This window comes from Curtobacterium sp. PvP017 (assembly GCF_054060195.1).
The window spans coordinates 214,807-231,352 of the sequence record NZ_JBSSCY010000006.1 but is presented as its reverse complement, the minus strand read 5'-3'; the positions used below and the strand labels follow the sequence as shown (position 1 = coordinate 231,352).

The 16,546-nt window shown below is 70.8% G+C and carries 18 protein-coding genes; 9 read left to right on the top strand and 9 right to left on the bottom strand.

All coding sequences use genetic code 11. From position 1 onward, the window contains the following. Nucleotides 1-24: 24 nt before the first annotated feature. The 3 genes from ACVKXF_RS13535 to ACVKXF_RS13525 form a co-directional block, all read right to left on the bottom strand. Nucleotides 25-828 carry an SDR family oxidoreductase gene (locus ACVKXF_RS13535; RefSeq protein ID WP_340197179.1) on the bottom strand — a complete coding sequence of 268 codons (804 nt, stop codon included), beginning with the start codon at nucleotides 826-828 and terminating at the stop codon, nucleotides 25-27. 143 nt (nucleotides 829-971) lie between these two features. Continuing rightward, nucleotides 972-1,637 (bottom strand): GOLPH3/VPS74 family protein, encoded by a 666-nt coding sequence (locus ACVKXF_RS13530; protein WP_456796005.1) that lies wholly within the window; start codon nucleotides 1,635-1,637, stop codon nucleotides 972-974. Nucleotides 1,638-1,713: 76 nt separating this feature from the next. Then, nucleotides 1,714-2,493 (bottom strand): HNH endonuclease family protein, encoded by a 780-nt coding sequence (locus ACVKXF_RS13525; protein ID WP_456796004.1) that lies wholly within the window; start codon nucleotides 2,491-2,493, stop codon nucleotides 1,714-1,716. 137 nt (nucleotides 2,494-2,630) lie between these two features. Here ACVKXF_RS13525 and ACVKXF_RS13520 point away from each other — a divergent pair, with 137 nt between their 5' ends. Then, nucleotides 2,631-3,410, top strand: a complete 780-nt coding sequence (locus ACVKXF_RS13520) for an aldo/keto reductase (protein ID WP_456796003.1) — start codon at nucleotides 2,631-2,633, stop codon at nucleotides 3,408-3,410. 60 nt (nucleotides 3,411-3,470) lie between these two features. On the opposite strand, the gene ACVKXF_RS13515 is transcribed toward ACVKXF_RS13520, so the two are convergent. Next, nucleotides 3,471-6,896: a DEAD/DEAH box helicase gene (locus tag ACVKXF_RS13515; RefSeq protein ID WP_456796002.1), complete on the bottom strand. Its 3,426-nt coding sequence runs from the start codon at nucleotides 6,894-6,896 to the stop codon at nucleotides 3,471-3,473. 83 nt (nucleotides 6,897-6,979) lie between these two features. Between ACVKXF_RS13515 and ACVKXF_RS13510 the strand changes: the two genes are divergently transcribed. From ACVKXF_RS13510 to ACVKXF_RS13500, 3 genes are all read left to right on the top strand, one after another. Next, complete coding sequence (locus ACVKXF_RS13510; RefSeq protein ID WP_123313018.1) at nucleotides 6,980-7,537, top strand: hypothetical protein; 558 nt, start codon at nucleotides 6,980-6,982, stop codon at nucleotides 7,535-7,537. Between the two features lie 110 nt (nucleotides 7,538-7,647). Continuing rightward, nucleotides 7,648-7,824: a hypothetical protein gene (locus ACVKXF_RS13505; protein WP_185021381.1), complete on the top strand. Its 177-nt coding sequence runs from the start codon at nucleotides 7,648-7,650 to the stop codon at nucleotides 7,822-7,824. Between the two features lie 99 nt (nucleotides 7,825-7,923). Then, nucleotides 7,924-8,922: a helix-turn-helix transcriptional regulator gene (locus tag ACVKXF_RS13500; protein ID WP_456796001.1), complete on the top strand. Its 999-nt coding sequence runs from the start codon at nucleotides 7,924-7,926 to the stop codon at nucleotides 8,920-8,922. Nucleotides 8,923-8,928: 6 nt separating this feature from the next. Here the strand turns inward: ACVKXF_RS13500 and ACVKXF_RS13495 are convergent, their stop codons facing one another. Next, nucleotides 8,929-10,362 (bottom strand): amino acid permease, encoded by a 1,434-nt coding sequence (locus ACVKXF_RS13495; protein ID WP_456796000.1) that lies wholly within the window; start codon nucleotides 10,360-10,362, stop codon nucleotides 8,929-8,931. Nucleotides 10,363-10,471: 109 nt separating this feature from the next. On the opposite strand from ACVKXF_RS13495, the gene ACVKXF_RS13490 reads away from it, so the two are divergent. Beyond that, nucleotides 10,472-10,963, top strand: coding sequence for a DUF427 domain-containing protein (locus tag ACVKXF_RS13490; RefSeq protein WP_456795999.1), 492 nt, complete (start codon nucleotides 10,472-10,474; stop codon nucleotides 10,961-10,963). Nucleotides 10,964-10,969: 6 nt separating this feature from the next. Here the strand turns inward: ACVKXF_RS13490 and ACVKXF_RS13485 are convergent, their stop codons facing one another. Beyond that, entirely contained in the window at nucleotides 10,970-11,305 is a 336-nt protein-coding gene (locus tag ACVKXF_RS13485) for a hypothetical protein (RefSeq protein ID WP_456795998.1), read from the bottom strand. 76 nt (nucleotides 11,306-11,381) lie between these two features. Between ACVKXF_RS13485 and ACVKXF_RS13480 the strand changes: the two genes are divergently transcribed. The 3 genes from ACVKXF_RS13480 to ACVKXF_RS13470 all read left to right on the top strand — a co-directional run bounded on the left by ACVKXF_RS13480 (nucleotide 11,382) and on the right by ACVKXF_RS13470 (nucleotide 12,995). Next, nucleotides 11,382-11,762: a DoxX family protein gene (locus ACVKXF_RS13480; protein ID WP_222660605.1), complete on the top strand. Its 381-nt coding sequence runs from the start codon at nucleotides 11,382-11,384 to the stop codon at nucleotides 11,760-11,762. Beyond that, nucleotides 11,762-12,259, top strand: a complete 498-nt coding sequence (locus tag ACVKXF_RS13475) for a DUF6264 family protein (protein WP_456795997.1) — start codon at nucleotides 11,762-11,764, stop codon at nucleotides 12,257-12,259. Before ACVKXF_RS13480 ends, ACVKXF_RS13475 begins: the two co-directional genes overlap by 1 nt. 304 nt (nucleotides 12,260-12,563) lie before the next feature. Further along, entirely contained in the window at nucleotides 12,564-12,995 is a 432-nt protein-coding gene (locus tag ACVKXF_RS13470; RefSeq protein ID WP_123313010.1) for a hypothetical protein, read from the top strand. 28 nt (nucleotides 12,996-13,023) lie between these two features. Here ACVKXF_RS13470 and ACVKXF_RS13465 read toward each other — a convergent pair whose 3' ends face one another. Together ACVKXF_RS13465 and ACVKXF_RS13460 are read right to left on the bottom strand one after the other, a co-directional pair. Next, nucleotides 13,024-13,644 carry a hypothetical protein gene (locus tag ACVKXF_RS13465; RefSeq protein ID WP_123313009.1) on the bottom strand — a complete coding sequence of 207 codons (621 nt, stop codon included), beginning with the start codon at nucleotides 13,642-13,644 and terminating at the stop codon, nucleotides 13,024-13,026. 301 nt (nucleotides 13,645-13,945) lie between these two features. After that, nucleotides 13,946-15,400 (bottom strand): APC family permease, encoded by a 1,455-nt coding sequence (locus tag ACVKXF_RS13460; RefSeq protein WP_456795996.1) that lies wholly within the window; start codon nucleotides 15,398-15,400, stop codon nucleotides 13,946-13,948. Between the two features lie 98 nt (nucleotides 15,401-15,498). On the opposite strand from ACVKXF_RS13460, the gene ACVKXF_RS13455 reads away from it, so the two are divergent. Continuing rightward, nucleotides 15,499-15,927: a DUF6892 domain-containing protein gene (locus tag ACVKXF_RS13455; RefSeq protein WP_396290890.1), complete on the top strand. Its 429-nt coding sequence runs from the start codon at nucleotides 15,499-15,501 to the stop codon at nucleotides 15,925-15,927. 19 nt (nucleotides 15,928-15,946) lie between these two features. Here ACVKXF_RS13455 and ACVKXF_RS13450 read toward each other — a convergent pair whose 3' ends face one another. Then, a complete protein-coding gene (locus tag ACVKXF_RS13450) occupies nucleotides 15,947-16,546 on the bottom strand; it encodes a uracil-DNA glycosylase (RefSeq protein WP_456795995.1) in 600 nt (199 codons plus the stop codon).

Below are 16,546 nucleotides of genomic sequence, written 5' to 3'. Positions count from 1 at the left end.
CCAGCCATGCTGTCACGGAGCGGCTCAGTACGCGGCCGACTGCCCACCGTCGATCGGGACGACCGTCGCGTTGACGTAGGACGCGTCGTCGGACAGCAGGAAGGCGACGACGGCAGCGATCTCGGGGGCTTCGCCGTAGCGCTTGGTGGGGTTGACCTGGATGAACTCCTCGGCGGCCTTGCGGGGGTTCTCCGCGTCGAGCTGCTTCATCGAGTTCTCGACCATGGGGGTCCAGATGGCGCCGGGGGCGATGGCGTTGATGCGGATGCCGTAGCGGCCGTACTCGACGGCGGAGTTGCGGGTCAGGCCGACGACGCCGTGCTTGGCGGCGGCGTACCCGGACTGGTTGCCGATGCCGCGGATGCCGCCGACGCTCGCGGTGTTCACGACCATGCCGGAGCCCTGCTCACGCATGACCTTGAGGACCTTCTCGAGGCCGAGGAACACGCCACGCAGGTTGATCGACACGACCTTGTCGAACTCGGCGGCGGTGAAGGACTCCGTGGGGTTCTGCTTGCCCTCGATGCCGGCGTTGTTGAAGAAGCCGTCGATGCGGCCGAAGCGCTCGGTGGTGGCGGTGACGTACGCGTCGACCTGGGCCTCGTCGGACACGTCGGCGACGGTCGTCAGGACCTGTGCGTCCGGGGTGGCCTCGAGCACGGCGGCCTTCGTGGCGTCGAGTCCCTGCTCGGAGACGTCGACGAGGGAGAGCGCGGCGCCCTCGGCGGCCAGGCGGACGGCGGTCGCACGGCCGAGGCCGGAGCCGCCGCCGGTGATGAGGACGACGCGGTCGGCGAAGCGGGACGTGACGGAGTTGGTTTCGGGCATGGGGGAGGCCTCCTGAGGTCTTCGACGGTGAAGGGCTCGGGGTCCGCGGTGGGGCAGCGAGTCCGATCGATGCATCTGCATCGAGACGTCTAGACTACACCTGTTGTTTTAAATCGCGACCAGGGCCCGTCGCGCGACCGACCTCAGCTCGTGACGATCGTGGTCGTCGTCGCGGTGGTCGCCGCCATAATGGCGATCATCGCCGCCGCTTGGATCTCCTCGAGCACGGCCTTCACCGCGGGGCTGGCCCAGGTGCCCGAGGTGATCTCCTTGACCAGGTCCTTGTCGACGGCGCCGAACTGCTTGCGCAGCGTGTTCGTGGCGTCGAGCAGCCCGATGACCGCGGCGGAGAACGGCGTCGGTTCCGCCCGCCGAGCCAGGACGTCCGCGATGCCGGATCGCAGCAGTGCCTCCGGGGCTCCGTCGCGCTCCGGGTGCTTCGTGGTGGGGAAGAGCCCGAGGACCTTGCTCTGCTCGACGCTGATGGTCCCTCGCTCGACGAGTCCGGCGACGACGTCGTCGCGGAGTCGCTGCTTCCCGAGCCGGCTCACCCACCACTTCGCCTTGCGCGGCACACCGGACGCCGCGATCGAGCCGACGACGCCGTCGAGCACCGGGTCGCCAGTGGCAGCGCCGTCGACGACGGTGACCAGGCCGTTCTGCAGCGAGACCGCACCGCGGAGCGCGAGGTCGGCGAGGACCGCGCCCGCGAGACCGGTGTCCAACGTCTGCCCGTCGAGGGACTTCCGGCCATCGGGCTCGATCTGGAGGAGCGCGAACGCCTGCGGGACCGTGAGTTGCTCAGCCATGTCCGCAGCCTGCCATGCGTGGCGGAGGTGTGCCGGGCCTCCAGGCTGACGCCCAGCAGCGGCTGACCGCTCGACGTCAGCAGGCGTCGAGCACCCGCACCATCGCGTCCCGCTCTGCCGGGGCCACCCACAGGTGGTACTTCGCCTTCACCGTGACCTGGTGCTCGATGTACGTGCAGCGGAACGCCTTGTCGGCGGGCAGCCAGGTCGCTGCGTCGCCGGAGCCCTTCTGCGAGTTGGACCGGCCGTCGACGGCGAACAGGTTCGACGGGTCGTTCGCCAGGGCCTCCCGCTCCGACTGGCTGAGCTGCTGCGCGCCGGTGCGCCAGGCGTTCTCGAGTGCGACGACGTGGTCGATCTGCACGAGGGTCGAGGTCGTGTTCCCGCGCACGAAGTCGATCGTCGCCCCGGTGTACGGCGACACGAGCGTGCCGGTCATCACCTTGCACGGACCCTGGCGAACGATGCTCCTGAGATCGCGCGCGAGCACGTCGTTCCGGGTGTCGCAGCCGTTGTGGTCGACGTCGATCCACGCGCTGCCGAACGCACCGGTGCGGTCGTACCCGGTGCCGGCGGCCTTGCCCTTGACGGGCAGCGTGGCGAGGAGCGCGCGGGCGTCCGCAGCGTCGGTGTCGGTCGACGAGCTGACGGTCGGACTGGAGGCGCGGCTCGGCTCCGGTGCGCCGCTGTCCGTGCCGACGGTGGCCGTGGCGACTGCCGTGGGCCCGGCAGCCGCGTCGGCGTCCGGACCGAGGACGCCGGTGGCGTCGAGCGCGTAGCCACCGACCGCGAGGGCGAGGACGACGAGGACGGAGGTGAGGCTGATGCGGGTACGGCGGCGTCGGCGGGACGTCATGCGGGTGGGGCTCCTGCGTGGTGCGGTGGTGCGGTGGTGCGGGCCGGGTGGCCTCGACGATCATGCCGGAGACCTCGGACACCGCCGCGGAGGCCACGCTCCGAACGGGCGGACGCCGACGGCGTAGACACGGGGGCATGACCGATTACGCGAATCCGTCCGTGTCCGTCACCGGTGGGTCGATGCCGCTCCTGGGCTTCGGCACCTGGCAGATCCCCGACGGCGAGGCCCCCGCCGCCGTCGGCGAAGCACTGGCGGCCGGGTACCGCCACATCGACACCGCCACCGGCTACAGCAACCAGCGCGGCGTCGGCACGGCCCTCGCCGAGTCCGGCCTGGCCCGCGACGACGTGTTCGTGACGACGAAGCTGCCGCCGGACAACGCCGACCGCGTGCGCGAGACCATCGAGGAGAGCCTCGACCAGCTGGGCCTCGACCACCTGGACCTCTGGCTCGTGCACTGGCCGCCGAACGGCGAGGCCCGCCCGGACGTGTGGGAGCAGGTCGTCCAGGCCCAGTCCGACGGACTGACCCGGGCCGTGGGCGTGAGCAACTACTCGCTCGACCAGATCGACGAACTCGTCACCGCGACCGGCACCACCCCCGCCGTGAACCAGATCAAGTGGAGCCCGGTCGAGTACGACCGGACGATCGCGGACGGGCTGGCCGAACGCGGGGTCGTCCTCGAGGGCTACAGCCCCTTCAAGGCGAGCAACCTGCAGGACCCGACGCTGCTCGACATCGCGACCGCACACGACGCCGACAGCGCCCAGGTCATCGTCGCGTGGCACGTCGCGCACGGCTTCGTCGTCATCCCGAAGTCGTCGAACCCGGAGCGCATCCGGTCGAACGCCGCCGGCGCCCGCATCGAGCTCTCGGCGGACGAGGTCACGGCGATCGACGCGCTCGCACGCTGACGCCCGCGCCCGCGCCCGCGCCCGCGCTGACGCTCGCGCTCGCCTGATCGCTCCGGCGCGTCAGGCGAGCAGCGAGCGGATGTCGTCGGCCGTCAGGTCCTCGGCGAACAGTGCGTCGTCGTCGATCATCGTGGCGAACAGTTCGGCCTTGCGCGCGGCGAGGGCGAGGACCTTCTCCTCGATGGTGTCCTCGGCGATGAAGCGCTGCACGCTGACCGACCGGGTCTGCCCGATGCGGTGGGTGCGGTCGACGGCCTGCGACTCGGCGGCGGGGTTCCACCACGGGTCGAGGACGAACACGGTGTCCGCCTCGGTCAGGGTGAGCCCGAAGCCGCCGGCTTTGAGTGAGATGAGGAACGCCGGCGCGGTGCCCTGCCGGAAGCGCTCGATGACCTCCGGGCGCTTGCGGGTCGACCCGTCGAGGTACTCGTAGCCGACACCCCGCTCGTCGAGGGCGTCGGACACCATCCGCAGGAACGACGTGAACTGGCTGAACACCAGGGCGCGGCGGCCCTCGGCGGCGAGCTGTTCGAGCTCGTCGAGCAGCAGGTCGAGCTTGGCGGAGGGGATCGGCGTCGACGGAGACGTGACGTCCGGATCCGCCGTGCCCGAACCGCTCGAGACCAGCGCGGGCGACAGCGCGAGCATCCGCAGGAGCGTCAGCGACCGGAACACGATCATCCGGTTCTTCGACAGGTCGTCGATGAGGTCGAGGACCTTCAGCCGCTCGCGGTTGAGCGTGCGCTCGTACAGTTCGCGGTGGGCGGGGTCGAGCGTGACGCGGACGACCTGCTCCTGCTTCGGTGGCAGGTCGGCGGCGACGGCCTGCTTCGTCCGGCGGAGCATGAGCGGCCGGATCCGACGCCGGAGCTTCGCGGTCAGTTGCTGACGGGCCTCGCCCCGCAGGTCGGGGGAGGCGAGCGGCTTGACGTAGTCGTCGCCGAACCGGGTCCAGGTGGACAGCAGTCCGGGCGCGACGATGTGGAACAGCGCCCACAGGTCGGTCAGCCCGTTCTCGAGCGGGGTGCCGGTGATCGCGAACTTCACCGGAGCCCGCAGGTCGGACGCCACCCGGTGGGTCTGCGACTGCGGGTTCTTCACGAACTGCGCCTCGTCGAGCACGAGCGCCGACCACGGCAGGTCGGTCCACGCCGGGGAGTCGAGCCGGAGCAGCGCGTACGAGGTGACGACGACGTCGGCCTGCGACGCGGTGCGGGCGACGAGCCCGGGGTCCTTCAGCGAGGTCGAGGTGACGGCGGCCACCCGCAGTGACGGCGTGAACTTCGCGGCCTCGGCCACCCAGTTGCCGACGACCGAGGTGGGGGCGACGACGAGGAACGGCGGCGCCTCGGGGTCTGCTGCACGGCGGGCGGCGACCATCGCGAGCACCTGCAGGGTCTTGCCGAGGCCCATGTCGTCGGCGAGTACCCCGCCGATGCCGTGCGACGCCAGGAACGACAGCCACGCGTACCCGGCGTGCTGGTACGGCCGCAGTTCGGCGTGCACGGTGTCCGGCACGGGGACGTCGCCCGGGGGAGTCGCCCCCATCAGCCCCGCGGTGATCTCCTGCCAGCGTTCGTCGTGCGAGGTCTCGTCGGCGAGCAGGTCGAACTCGGTCCACAGCCCGGCCTGCAGCGGCGTCACCTGGATCGGCTGGTCGGGCTCCCACTCGTCGAGGTCGCGGGCCTCGTCGATGAGTTCCTTGAGCCGGTCGAACGCGGGGTCGGCCAGTGACAGGTAGGAGTTGTCGACGAGCTTGAGCCGCCGCTGCCGACCCGCGAGTGCGGTGAGCAGCGGCGTGAACGGGATCTGCTTGCCGTTGACACTGACGATGATCCCGAGGTCGAACCAGTCGTGCTTGTCCGACGGCATCGTCGTGACGCGGATGTGCGGCCGCCCGCTCAGTCGCTCGTAGTCGAGCCGCTCGCCCTGCACGACGGTCCGGACGCCGAGTGCCGGCAGCTCGGGCAGGAACTCGTTCGCGAACACCGCGACGTCGGCTCCGTCGATGGTGCCGTCCTGGAACCAGTCCAGTCCGCCACCGGGGCCGGCAGGGCGGACGGGAGGCTCGGCTGCCGTCGCGTCGTCGGCCAGCGCCGTCGACGTGGCCGGGTCCAGGGCTTTGGCCGCGTCCGCCGCGTCCGCAGGATCGTCGGTGCTGGCGGGATCGTCCGCGGCGCGCAGCCCGGACAGGTCGGGGAGTGGGCCGTGCAGCGAGACCGGGTCCTTGCGGCCGTCGACGTGCCAGCGCCAGTGCAGGTGCACCCGGTCGTCGGTGCGGGGCGCGCGGGCCGGCTCGAACGTCGCCGTGAGCACGAGTTCGGGCGGCGTGCGCTCGGGCAGCTCGACCGACCCGTCGGAACTGACGAGTCCGAGGGCACCGCGCAGTCGGGGGGACCAGTCGGCCAGGAACTCGTCGACCTCTGCCGTCGGCACCGTGATGCGGGTGCCCTCGAGGAGCATGCGGCGTTGGTCCTCGGGCACGGGCGCCGGGGTCGGTGCGAGTCCGACCGTGAACTCGGGGCTCTCGCGGAACACGTACACACCGTGGTCGCCGACCATCCGCGCTGCACCGTGGACGACCGGGCGGCCGTCGAGCACCGCGCTCGCACCGATCACCACGGCGTCGTCGTGCCGGGCGACGTCGAGCAGCACCTGGGCCTGCTCGCCGAGGATCGCCCCGCCCTCGCGCTTGCCGGTCACGAAGGCGATGCCGAGCCCCGACGCCTGCCGGAGCAACGGCCACAGCAGCGGACTGCGGAAGTCGTCGAGGTGGAGCCAGTCGCTCTCGCCGGGCAGCCCCGCGAGCTGACCGGCGCGGTGCAGGGCCGCGAGCTGCATGAACCACCCGTGCTGCTCGGCGCCGAGGCCCAGGCGGTTCTGCGAGTAGGGGAGCGTGCCCCAGGTCAGCTGCCCGCGCACCCAGTTGCCGGCGTCGCTCCGGGTCACCGGCCGGACCCCGAGCCGCACGCTGCGGGACGGCGCCGGCAGCGCGCGCCCGGCGGCCCGGGCTCGCGCCGCGAGCGCAGCGGGGACCGCGTCACGCAACTCGAACTGCAGACCCATGCGGGTGCTCTGCGGGGTGACCGCCTGCGCGTCGTCACCGGCGAGGCGGGCGAGGTCGTGCCTCCAGTCCGAGGGCGGCGGAGCCGGCGCCTCCGGACGCGGGCCGGCGTTCGCGGCCAGGGCACGCGCGTTGATGGTGAGCAGCGCAGCGGCGACGTGCTTGCAGTCGCCGCCGAGGGGACAGCTGCACGTGCTGCGGACCGGCCGGATGAAGTCGCCGCGGGCCACGGTCATGTCGATGCGGCACTCGTAGGGGTCGTCGGCGGTGCCGGAGACGGTCGCCGTGACGGTGCCGTCGTCGGGGTCCCAGACGGCGTCGTCGACCAGGCCCGCGCGGACGACGTCGCGCGCGCGACCGAAGGTCTGCGGCCCGACGAAGCGGATGACGTCGACGGCGTCGATCATCGGGGCTGCTGGCACGGGTCAATCGTGCCAGGTGCCACCGACGTCCGTTGCTACGGTGGAACCGCGCCGGAGCGGCGCACCACGACAGGGGGAACACCATGGGGATGAACCGACGGATCGGCATGCTGCTCGCGGGAGCGGCGCTCGTGACCACTGCGCTCGCGGGGTGCGCATCCGGAGGGACGGACGGGTCCGGTGACGCGGGACCGACACCGACCGAGACCACCGCGGCGACGACGCCGGGGACCGCAGCCTGCGACCTCGTCACCGGCCGCGGCAGCGTGACGCTCGAGGAGACCGCCGACGCCTACCGCATCGAGTGGACGGGTGTCCCCGTCGACCCGGACGACAACCGCACCACCTACGAGGTGCAGCTCGGCAACGACGAGATGCAGGGCGGCGTCGACCTGTACATCCAGTACGACACCGTCACCGGCACCACGTACGGCGTCATGCCGCAGGGATCGAACGCCGTCGACCCGATCGACGGTGAACCCGAGACTTCGGGGGACACGATCGTCGGGACGTTCCCGAAGGACGACGCACTCACCCCGACCTGGTGGTCGCCGAAGTACACCGTCATCGACGACTCCGGCGCGACCTCGACCGTGTGCACCGACGACGGCCAGGTCATGGACTACGAGCCCCTGTCGTAGCGGACCCGAACGACACACATCGGACGGGGCTACCGTCTGCGTGGACGGGCGACGACTGCTCGCCGCTCTCCACTCGATTGGACACGCTCATGCCGGACCGCTTGCGGTGGGTGCACGATTCTGCAGACCACTGGAACGTGTGGCTGGGCTCCGAGGTCGTCTGCGACGTCACCCGGACGGACCAGTTCACCGTCGGTTCGCCCGACAACTCGATCGCTGGGGCGCACTCGTCGCTCGAGAGCGCCGCGGCGCAGGTGCAGGGCTGGGTACGCTGGAGCGGACGCTAGGCCGCGGAGCGCAACGAACGCACTCGCCGGCCCGCTGGTCCGTAGCGTGTAGGGGCACCGCTGATGCCCGCGGTGCTGTTCCGTGGAGGAGGCGCCCGCATGACCGACACCGAGACGTCGACGCCCACTCCGAGCACGCCCGGCCCGAGCACGCCCGGCGCGGCACGCTCGCTCGTCGCGCTCGGCGGACGGGACACCGACTCCGCCATCGCCTCCCTCGCCGGCATGTACGCGGGGAAGGCCTGGTACTCGCGAGCGCTCGACCAGGACTACTGGTTCAAGTACGTCGGCGTCGGTGACGAGCACCTGAGCATCCGGCGCTCGCAGATGCACGGGTACCTGCGCGGTGACGTCGCCACCGAGGGCGAGGTCGTCGTGCAGTGGCTCGAGCGCGGCGAAGCCCGGGTCGACGTCGGCGGCGACGAGGTCCGGATGCGCCCCGGTGTGCCGACCCTGTTCCCCGTCGAGCGCCGGTTCGAGATGGAGTACCAGGACTGGGACCAGCGCCTGGTGCACCTGCGCCGCGACCTGGTGCTCGACGTCGCCGCCGAACGCCACCTGGTCGACGGCTCCATGACCTTCGACCGCTTGACCGAACCCGGCGCCGAGGCGGTCGCGCAGTGGCGGACCTCGGTCGCCGGGGCCCTGCGAGCCCTCCGTGAGCACGGCGACGGCTCGCTCGCCTGGCACGAGGCGCAGCGCGACGTCGCGCGGGCACTGCTCCGGATGTACCCGCTGCAGGCCGAGCGGTTCCCCGCGGGCTACAGCACACGGAGCGACGGACGTCTGCGCGCCGCGGTCGAGTACGTCCAGGCACACGCGCACGAACCCCTGACGGTCTCCGACGTCGCCCAGGCCGCCGGCCTGAGTGTCCGGGGGACCCAGGAGTCGTTCCAGCGGGCGTTCGAGCGCTCACCGATGACCTACCTGCGCGAGGTCCGGCTGGGGCGCGTGCGCGAGGAGCTGCGCACGCTCGACCCGTCGACGACCTCGGTGGCCGACGTCGCGCGGCGGTGGGGCTTCGCGCACCTGGGCCGGTTCGCTGCGGCGTACGCGGCCCGGTTCGGGGAGTACCCGCGGGAGACGCTGCGGCGCTGAGCGGGATCAGTCCTGCTGCGGCTGTTGCGGCTGTTGCGGCTGTTGCGCGAGCTTGCTGTGCTTCCGCGAGTACCCGAAGTACACGCCCAGGCCGATCGCGAACCAGATCGCGAACCGCACCCACGTCTCCCACTGCAGGAACGTCACGAGCCACAGCGACGCGATGACGCCGATGATCGGGATGACCGGCATGAACGGCAGCTTGAACTGGCGGTCGAGGTCGGGCTGCCGGTAGCGGAGCACGATCACGGCGGAGCAGACCACCACGAACGCGAGCAGGATGCCGATGTTCGTGAGCTCGGCCACGACGCCGATCGGCAGGACGCCCGCGAGGATCGCCGACGCGATGCCGAGGATCCAGGTCACGCGGGTCGGGACGTGGCGTTTCGGGTCGGTCTTCGCGAACCACTTCGGCATGAGGCCGTCGCGGCTCATCGAGAACCAGACGCGGCTGGCACCGAGCATGAAGGTGACGAGCACCGTGACGATGCCGACGATGGCTCCGATCGCGATGACGTTCGCGACCCCGCCGAGCCCGACCGAGGCGAACGCCGACGAGAAGCCCGAGGCCGGGTCGATGTCGGTGTACTTCTGCATGCCGGTCAGCACAAGGGTGGCCAGCACGTACAGGACCATCGAGATGCCGAGCGACAGCAGGATCGCCTTCGGCATGTGCTTGCGGGCGTCGGTCGACTCCTCGGCCGCGGTGGACATGGCGTCGTAGCCGAACACCGCGAAGAACACCGTCGCGGCACCGGTCATCACGCCGCCGAAGCCGAACGGGAAGTAGGGGGAGTAGTTCGCGCTGTTGATGTGGAACACGCCGAGCACGACGATGAGCACGACGAGCGCCACCTTGATGCCGACGGCCACGAACTCGAACCGGGCGGCGCTGCGGATGCCGCGGGTGAGCACGAACGCGGTGACGAGGCACAGGATGATCGCGAAGACGTCGATCACGTGGCCGTCGCCGGTGCCGGGCGCGCCGAGCATCCACGCGGGCAGGTCGATGCCGAACTGGCCCACCAGGAAGCCGACGTACCCGGAGATGCCGATCGCGACCACCGCCACGATCGCGGTGTACTCGAGCAGCAGGTCCCAGCCGATGAACCACCCGACGATCTCGCCGAGGACCGCGTAGCCGTACGTGTACGCACTGCCGGCCTTCGGGATCAGGCCGGCGAACTCGGCGTACGACAGCGCTGCCGCGGCACTCGAGACGCCGGCCACCAGGAAGCTGATGAGGACCGCGGGACCGGCGACGCCGTTGGCCACGGTGCCGGCGAGGGTGAAGATCCCCGCGCCGATGATGCCGCCGATGCCGATCGCGGTGAGCTGCCAGAGGCCGAGGTGCCGTTTCAGGCCACCCTCGGCTCCGGTGTCGTCATCGATCGTCTCGATGGGCTTCCGTCGGAAGAGCGTGCGTGTCGTCGTCGTCACCCGCCCATGGTGCACCCTGCGGCGGCTCCGCGCGCGGGCGGTCGGCGGGCCGAGTCTCAGGCCCGCACCGCGCAGGCCGACCGCAGCCGCGCGGCGTACACATGACCCCATGCGCCACCCGAAACGGATCGAACCCGGCCCCGGACAGGAATCGGTCTGGGACTACCCCCGCCCGCCCGCCGTCGAGCCCGTCACCGCCCGCGTCGTCGTCCGGTTCGGCGGCGCCGTCGTGGCCGACACGACCGATGCGGTGCGGGTCCTGGAGACCTCGCACCCGCCGGTGTACTACCTGCCGATGGCGGACCTCGACCTCCGGCCCGCCCAGGGGTCGAGCATGTGCGAGTTCAAGGGCCGTGCACGGTACTTCGACGTGGTCGGCGGGGACGGTACCGTCGCGAGCCGCGCCGCGTGGAACTACCCGACGCCCGAGCCCGGCTACGAGTCGCTCCGGGACCGCGTCGCGATCTACCCGTCGGCGATGGACTCGTGCGAGGTCGGCGGCGAGATCGTGCAGTCGCAGGACGGCGACTTCTACGGCGGCTGGATCACGTCGGACGTCGTCGGCCCGTTCAAGGGGGCGCCGGGCACGCTCGGCTGGTGACCCGCGTCAGCGGTTCGCGTAGGGCGACCAGAACGGCGGCGGGAACGCGCCGGCGGTCGCGATGACCAGCAGCTGCCAGACGATCATGATCAGCCCGGCCGCACCGATGACGATGCCGATCCACGCCCAGACCTGCACCGCCCGGCGACGGCGGCCGGCGATCGTGATCGCGCGCCAGCCGCTCAGCACGCAGATGATGCCGAACGCGGCGCCGAGCAGGACGTGCCGGACCGTGCCCTGCGCCGGCACGATGATGCCGAGGTAGAACGCGACCGGGCCGAGCAGCACCGCGACGGTCGCGGGGGCTGCTGGCGGTTCGTGGTCCCGAGCGGGTGCTCCCATGCGTCTGAATCTACCGAGCGGGCCGCGTTCCGTACACGCCCGAGCGCCGTCGTCCGGGAGCGGGCACCATGGAGGCATGCGTTCCTTCCTCCGCGTCCTGCTCGGCCTGGCGCTCGTGTTCGCCGGCACGAGTCACCTCACCTTTGCGCGCAAGGAGTTCACGGCCCAGGTGCCCGAGTTCGTGCCGTTGTCGGAGGACACGACCGTGCTGGCGTCGGGTGTCGCGGAGATCACCCTCGGTTCGGCGCTCGTCCTCGCACCGAAGCCGGCTCGGCGCTTCGTCGGTTCCGTCGCTGCACTGTTCTTCACGGTGATCTTCCCGGGCAACCTGTCGCAGTGGGTGAACCGCCGCGACGCCTTCGGTCTCGACAGCGACGAGAAGCGGGTCGCGCGCCTGTTCGGTCAGCCGCTCCTCATCGCTGCTGCCCTCTGGTCCACGCGCGGCCGGCGGTCCTGATGGACGCGCCCGCTCGGTCGTCCGGTCCGGCCGACGTCGGCCCGGTTCCCGGGTCGAGTCCGGAGTCGGTCCGAGGGTCGGTTCCTGGTTCGGCTCTCGATCCGCTCGGGTCGGCTCCGGCACGGTTCGGACGGGAGGCCCGCCACCCGTTGGCAGGACGCCGCCGCGTCGCGGACATGGTCGCCTCCATCGCCCTGCTCGTCGTGCTGACGCTCGAAGCGTTGGCAGCGGGGTGGGGCATCAAGCTCATGTCGTTGGCGTTCGTGTCGTGCGCGGCCCCGGGGAACACCTGCAACGTGGGGCTGGGCGACTCGGTCGTGACCGTCGGGCCGATCCTGATCGCGCTGGTGCTGGTCGCGTCGATCGTGGTGTGCATCCTGCGGCTGGTGCGGCGTCGGCTGGCGTGGCCGGTGGTGCTCGTGGGGATGGCTGCGGTGGTGGCCGTCTTCTTCGCGGCGTTGCTCCTCATCGAGAGCTCGGTGACGCACGGCATCTGAACGGCGCTGCCGTCCCGAGGTTCCGAGTCGTCCCGAGTCGTCCCGAGGTTCCAAAATCTCGGCATGTCGGCGTCCCATTTGTCGAGATCTGGAACCTCGGCGATCAGCGTGCAGCATGTCGTGGAACCTCGCCGAGCCGGTCAGGTCCGGACTGAAGGCTCGTCCAACGTCGTTATCGCGCTGGTCGAAGTCGGTCGGCTCGCGGCCTCAAGGTCGTCCTCCACAGGTGGCTGCGGCGGCGAGGTTGTCCACAGATACACGCGATGGTCGTCGGTGAGCGGGTGGTGTTCGCGACGCTGGAGGCATGCCTGACACCGACACCCTCGACCGCCTGATCCGAACCCCTGTCCGTACCGACGACGACGTCGTCCAACTCGTCGCCGCCTTGGTCGACCGCCCGGTGCGCCGGCAGTGCTGGGTGGTGTTCCTCGACGAACTCGGGATGTCGATCCCGTTCCTGCTGCCCATCGCCGACCTGCCGTACCAGCCGGACGAGCACGTCAACGACTTCGCGTCGTTGATCTCCGAGATCGTCGGGCAGCTCGGCGCGGTCGACGTGGTGCTCGCGTGGGAGCGGCCTGGCGTCGACCGGGTGCACCCGGTCGACTGGGAGTGGGTCGACGCGTGCGCCTGCGCCCTCGACGAGCACGCGATCCGGCTGCGCGCCCAGGTGATCGTCCACGACGGCGGTGCCGCGATGATCGAACTCGACGAGCACGACCAGGAAGTGGCGTGACCGTCGGGCCCGGTGGTCTCGTGACGGGTCAGCCCTGTGGCGCGGTGTCGGGCACGGTCTCGCCCGTCAGCCCCTCGACGACGGCCTTGGCCGCGGGCCAGGACTTCGCGTAGTGCTCGGGGTCCGAGTTGATCTGCACCGCGTGCGCCATCTGCGTCGGCGTCATCGTCTTCCAACCGGGCACCTTGACGAGCTTCGCGTAGAACATCGACGCCGCCGTGTACGGGTCCATCCGCTGCTCGTACGTGCCCCAGGCGCCGTTGTCGCGCTGCTGGAACAGGCCGCGGCTGTCCGGGCCGGCGGCGTCGCCGTGGTCCAGGTTCACCAGACTCGACTCGCCGATCGCCGTCATGACCCCGACGGCCTGGGTGTGCGGCCCGATGCCGAGCGCCTTCGCGGCCTGGATCACCGACGCAGCGTTGACCAGGCGGTCCTGGCAGAATCCCGCGATGGGACCGGCGGGGACGACCATGCCACCGACGGTCTTCGAGGCGACCTTCGGGCACGTGGGGGTGGCGTCGGCGGCGCTGGACTTCGCGATCCCGGCGATCGAGTTGACCGCGATGACGACGAGCACCACGACCCCGATGCCGACGACCACGATGCCGGCGCCGAACACCGACGCGAGCGTGATGCCGACACGGCGCATGACGGGACCTCTCGACGGACGGGGCGGGGCAGGCGGAGCACGACGAGCGTACGGGCGCCGCCTGGGAACCGCACCCGCCCGATCGGGGGCCGCGGTGACGTGCTGACGGTCCTGGTGCGCCGAACGCGGGGTTCGGGAACCAGGACCGTCAACGGCAACACGAGCTTCGGCCCGACGTCAGCTTCGGCCCGACGTCAGCGGCGGCGTCGGCGTGACCTGCTCCGACCCCATCCGCCGGCGGAGAGCGAGACGAGCGCGATGGCCGCGATGACGATCGTCCAGATGACGGCGGTCGCGTCCATCAGACGTCGCGGTGGTCGTGCGGCGGGTGCTGCACCTTCGTCGGTTCGGTGACCAGGCCGGTCGGTGCCTTCTCCGGCTGCTTGCGGCCGTGCGTGAACCACGTCACCGCCCACAGCACCACGCCGAGGGCCAGCAGTGCGCCGGCGATCTGGTACTGCTGGGGGTCACGTCCGGACGAGAACGGCAGGACGAGCCACAGGCAGGTGATGATGCCGATGACGGGGATGATGACGCCGGCACGGAAGTGCCTGTGGTCGACCTTGTCGCGGCGGAGCACGAGCACCGTCAGGTTCACGACGGCGAACACGGTGAGCAACAGGAGCGAGGTCGTGCCACCGAGGACGACCACGATCGGGGAGTCCGGGTCGAGCGAGACCCAGCCGATGAGCAGCAGGGAGATCGCGGTGGTGAAGACGATCGCGTTCGACGGGGTGCGCCGGGCGGGGGAGATGCGGGCCAGGAAGCCCGGCAGCACGCCCTGCTTGCTCATGCCGTACAGCAGTCGCGACGCCATCATCATGTTGATCAGGGCGGTGTTGGCCACGGCGAACATCGAGATGAACGGCAGCAGGTCGGCGATCGGGAAGTCCGGCGCCGCGGTCTGCACGACGGTGACGAGCGGAGTCTCGTTGCCGGCGAGCTCACCGATCGGGACGACGGCGACGGCGCAGATGGACACGAGCGTGTAGATCACGGCCGTGATGCCGAGGCCGGTGAGCATGACCTTCGGGAAGATCCGTGAGGGGTCCTTCGTCTCCTCCGCCATGTTCACCGAGTCCTCGAAGCCGACCATCGCGAAGAACGCCAGCGACGTCGCCGTGGAGATCGACATGAGCAGGGTCTTGTCCTCGGGGGTCTCGAACATCACCACGCGCGAGAAGTCCGCGTTGCCGCCCGCGATGGCCCAGAAGCCGATGAGGATCACCATGACGAGACCGGACAGCTCGACCAGGGTGAGAACGACGTTCGTCTTCACGCTCTCGCTGACGCCGCGGAAGTTGATCGCCATCACCGCGAGCATGAAGCCCATGGCGATGAGCATCACGACGACGTTCGGCAACTCGAGCCCGAACCCGACGCCGAGGTTGGCGGCGAACGCACGCGACGCCGTCGACGCCGAGGTGATGCCGGAGCACATCACGATGAAGGTCACGATGAAGGTGATGAAGTGGACGCCGAACGCCTTGTGCACGTAGAGCGCAGCGCCCGCGGTCTGCGGGTACTTCGTCACGAGTTCCAGGTACGAGAACGCCGTCAGCAGGGCGACCGCGAAGGCGATGAGGAAGGGGAGCCACGCTGCTCCTCCGACCTCTGCCGCGACCTGACCGGTGAGCGCGTAGACACCCGTCCCCAGGATGTCGCCGACGATGAACAGCAGCAGGAGCTTGGGACCGATGACCCTGCGGAGCTCGGGCTGCTCCTGCTGTGGTCGGTCCGTCTTGGTGGTGGCCATGCGTCACCCTTGCGCGCGGGACGCCTTGCTGTCTAGTCCCACAGGAAGGTTTCTCGCGATCGCAACACGGTCGCACGGCGACGGATACTCTCCGGGCCATGGACCACGAGTCGAACACCACCGAAGAGCCCGTCGAGTTCGCCGACTTCAACGCGAAGCTGCTCGTGCTCGACGTCCTCTGCTACGACCTCGACGTCCTCGACCCGTACGACCCGGAGACCGCCGACGAGACGGACGAGGACCTCGACGTGGACGGCCAGGACGACCGCGCCCGCGAGTACTACGACGACCTGGAACTCCTGCCGTCGCACCTGTCGCTCGTCACGGAGCTCACCGTCGACACCGACCTCGAGGTGCTCCAGGACGTGCACCCCGGGTGGGAGGGCTCCGACGACCGCTTCGACCCGCAGAACTGGGACGACGTCCTCGACCTGCCGGCACTCCGCACCGTGTACGCCGCGGCACCGCTGCCCGCCCACGTCGCCGAGGCCCTGGCCGCGAAGGGCGTCGAGGTCCGCTCGGCCTGAGCGGAGGAACCGGCACGGGCTACCGGTTCAGCGCCCGTAGCTGCTCGGTGAACTGCGTCGCGCCGCCCTGCGCCGGGTGCCGGACGGCGATCGCCTCGATGCCGGCCAGCGCGAGCGCACCCTGGGCCTTCCGACCCACGGCGACCACCCGGACCCGGTCGACGCCGCCGAGGGCCTCCAGCAGCGCGAGGGCGACGGGTGCTCCCGAGCGGACCTCGGCGGGCCGCGGCGTCCGGTTCGTCAGCCGGTCCGGTGCCACGAACGGGTGGTGCGGGAAGATCGCCCACGCGACCGGGAGCGCACCGCGCCAGCCCTCCAGCGCGGCGTGCACGACGCGCGACGAAGCCTCCCACGGTGCCGTCGGCTCAGGAGGTGCGGAGTACCCGGGTCCGAGCTCGCGCATGCTCGTGAACGGGATGCCGGTGTTCGTCATGCCGCGCCACCCGGGCGCCTCGGCCACGAGCAGGGTGTCCGCCGCCGGCCCGAAGCGCTCCAGGTACCGCTGCAGGTTCGACCGGCGCAGTCGTCCCTCGGCCGAACCGAGGTCGTACAGCGCTTCGGCGTCGGGCTCGACCGGCACGGCGTCGAGCGCCGCCCAGAACGCGTCGAACGCCGTCAC

What these genes read in the sequence shown, in the direction of transcription:
- ACVKXF_RS13475 (WP_456795997.1), top strand. Translation starts at nt 11,762, where the DNA reads ATGGACGCGCCCGCTCGGTCGTCCGGTCCGGCCGACGTCGGCCCGGTT.
- ACVKXF_RS13530 (WP_456796005.1), bottom strand. Translation starts at nt 1,637, where the DNA reads ATGGCTGAGCAACTCACGGTCCCGCAGGCGTTCGCGCTCCTCCAGATC.
- ACVKXF_RS13460 (WP_456795996.1), bottom strand. Translation starts at nt 15,400, where the DNA reads ATGGCCACCACCAAGACGGACCGACCACAGCAGGAGCAGCCCGAGCTC.
- ACVKXF_RS13485 (WP_456795998.1), bottom strand. Translation starts at nt 11,305, where the DNA reads ATGGGAGCACCCGCTCGGGACCACGAACCGCCAGCAGCCCCCGCGACC.
- ACVKXF_RS13490 (WP_456795999.1), top strand. Translation starts at nt 10,472, where the DNA reads ATGCGCCACCCGAAACGGATCGAACCCGGCCCCGGACAGGAATCGGTC.
- ACVKXF_RS13535 (WP_340197179.1), bottom strand. Translation starts at nt 828, where the DNA reads ATGCCCGAAACCAACTCCGTCACGTCCCGCTTCGCCGACCGCGTCGTC.
- ACVKXF_RS13470 (WP_123313010.1), top strand. Translation starts at nt 12,564, where the DNA reads ATGCCTGACACCGACACCCTCGACCGCCTGATCCGAACCCCTGTCCGT.
- ACVKXF_RS13455 (WP_396290890.1), top strand. Translation starts at nt 15,499, where the DNA reads ATGGACCACGAGTCGAACACCACCGAAGAGCCCGTCGAGTTCGCCGAC.
- ACVKXF_RS13520 (WP_456796003.1), top strand. Translation starts at nt 2,631, where the DNA reads ATGACCGATTACGCGAATCCGTCCGTGTCCGTCACCGGTGGGTCGATG.
- ACVKXF_RS13510 (WP_123313018.1), top strand. Translation starts at nt 6,980, where the DNA reads ATGGGGATGAACCGACGGATCGGCATGCTGCTCGCGGGAGCGGCGCTC.
- ACVKXF_RS13480 (WP_222660605.1), top strand. Translation starts at nt 11,382, where the DNA reads ATGCGTTCCTTCCTCCGCGTCCTGCTCGGCCTGGCGCTCGTGTTCGCC.
- ACVKXF_RS13465 (WP_123313009.1), bottom strand. Translation starts at nt 13,644, where the DNA reads ATGCGCCGTGTCGGCATCACGCTCGCGTCGGTGTTCGGCGCCGGCATC.
- ACVKXF_RS13500 (WP_456796001.1), top strand. Translation starts at nt 7,924, where the DNA reads ATGACCGACACCGAGACGTCGACGCCCACTCCGAGCACGCCCGGCCCG.
- ACVKXF_RS13525 (WP_456796004.1), bottom strand. Translation starts at nt 2,493, where the DNA reads ATGACGTCCCGCCGACGCCGCCGTACCCGCATCAGCCTCACCTCCGTC.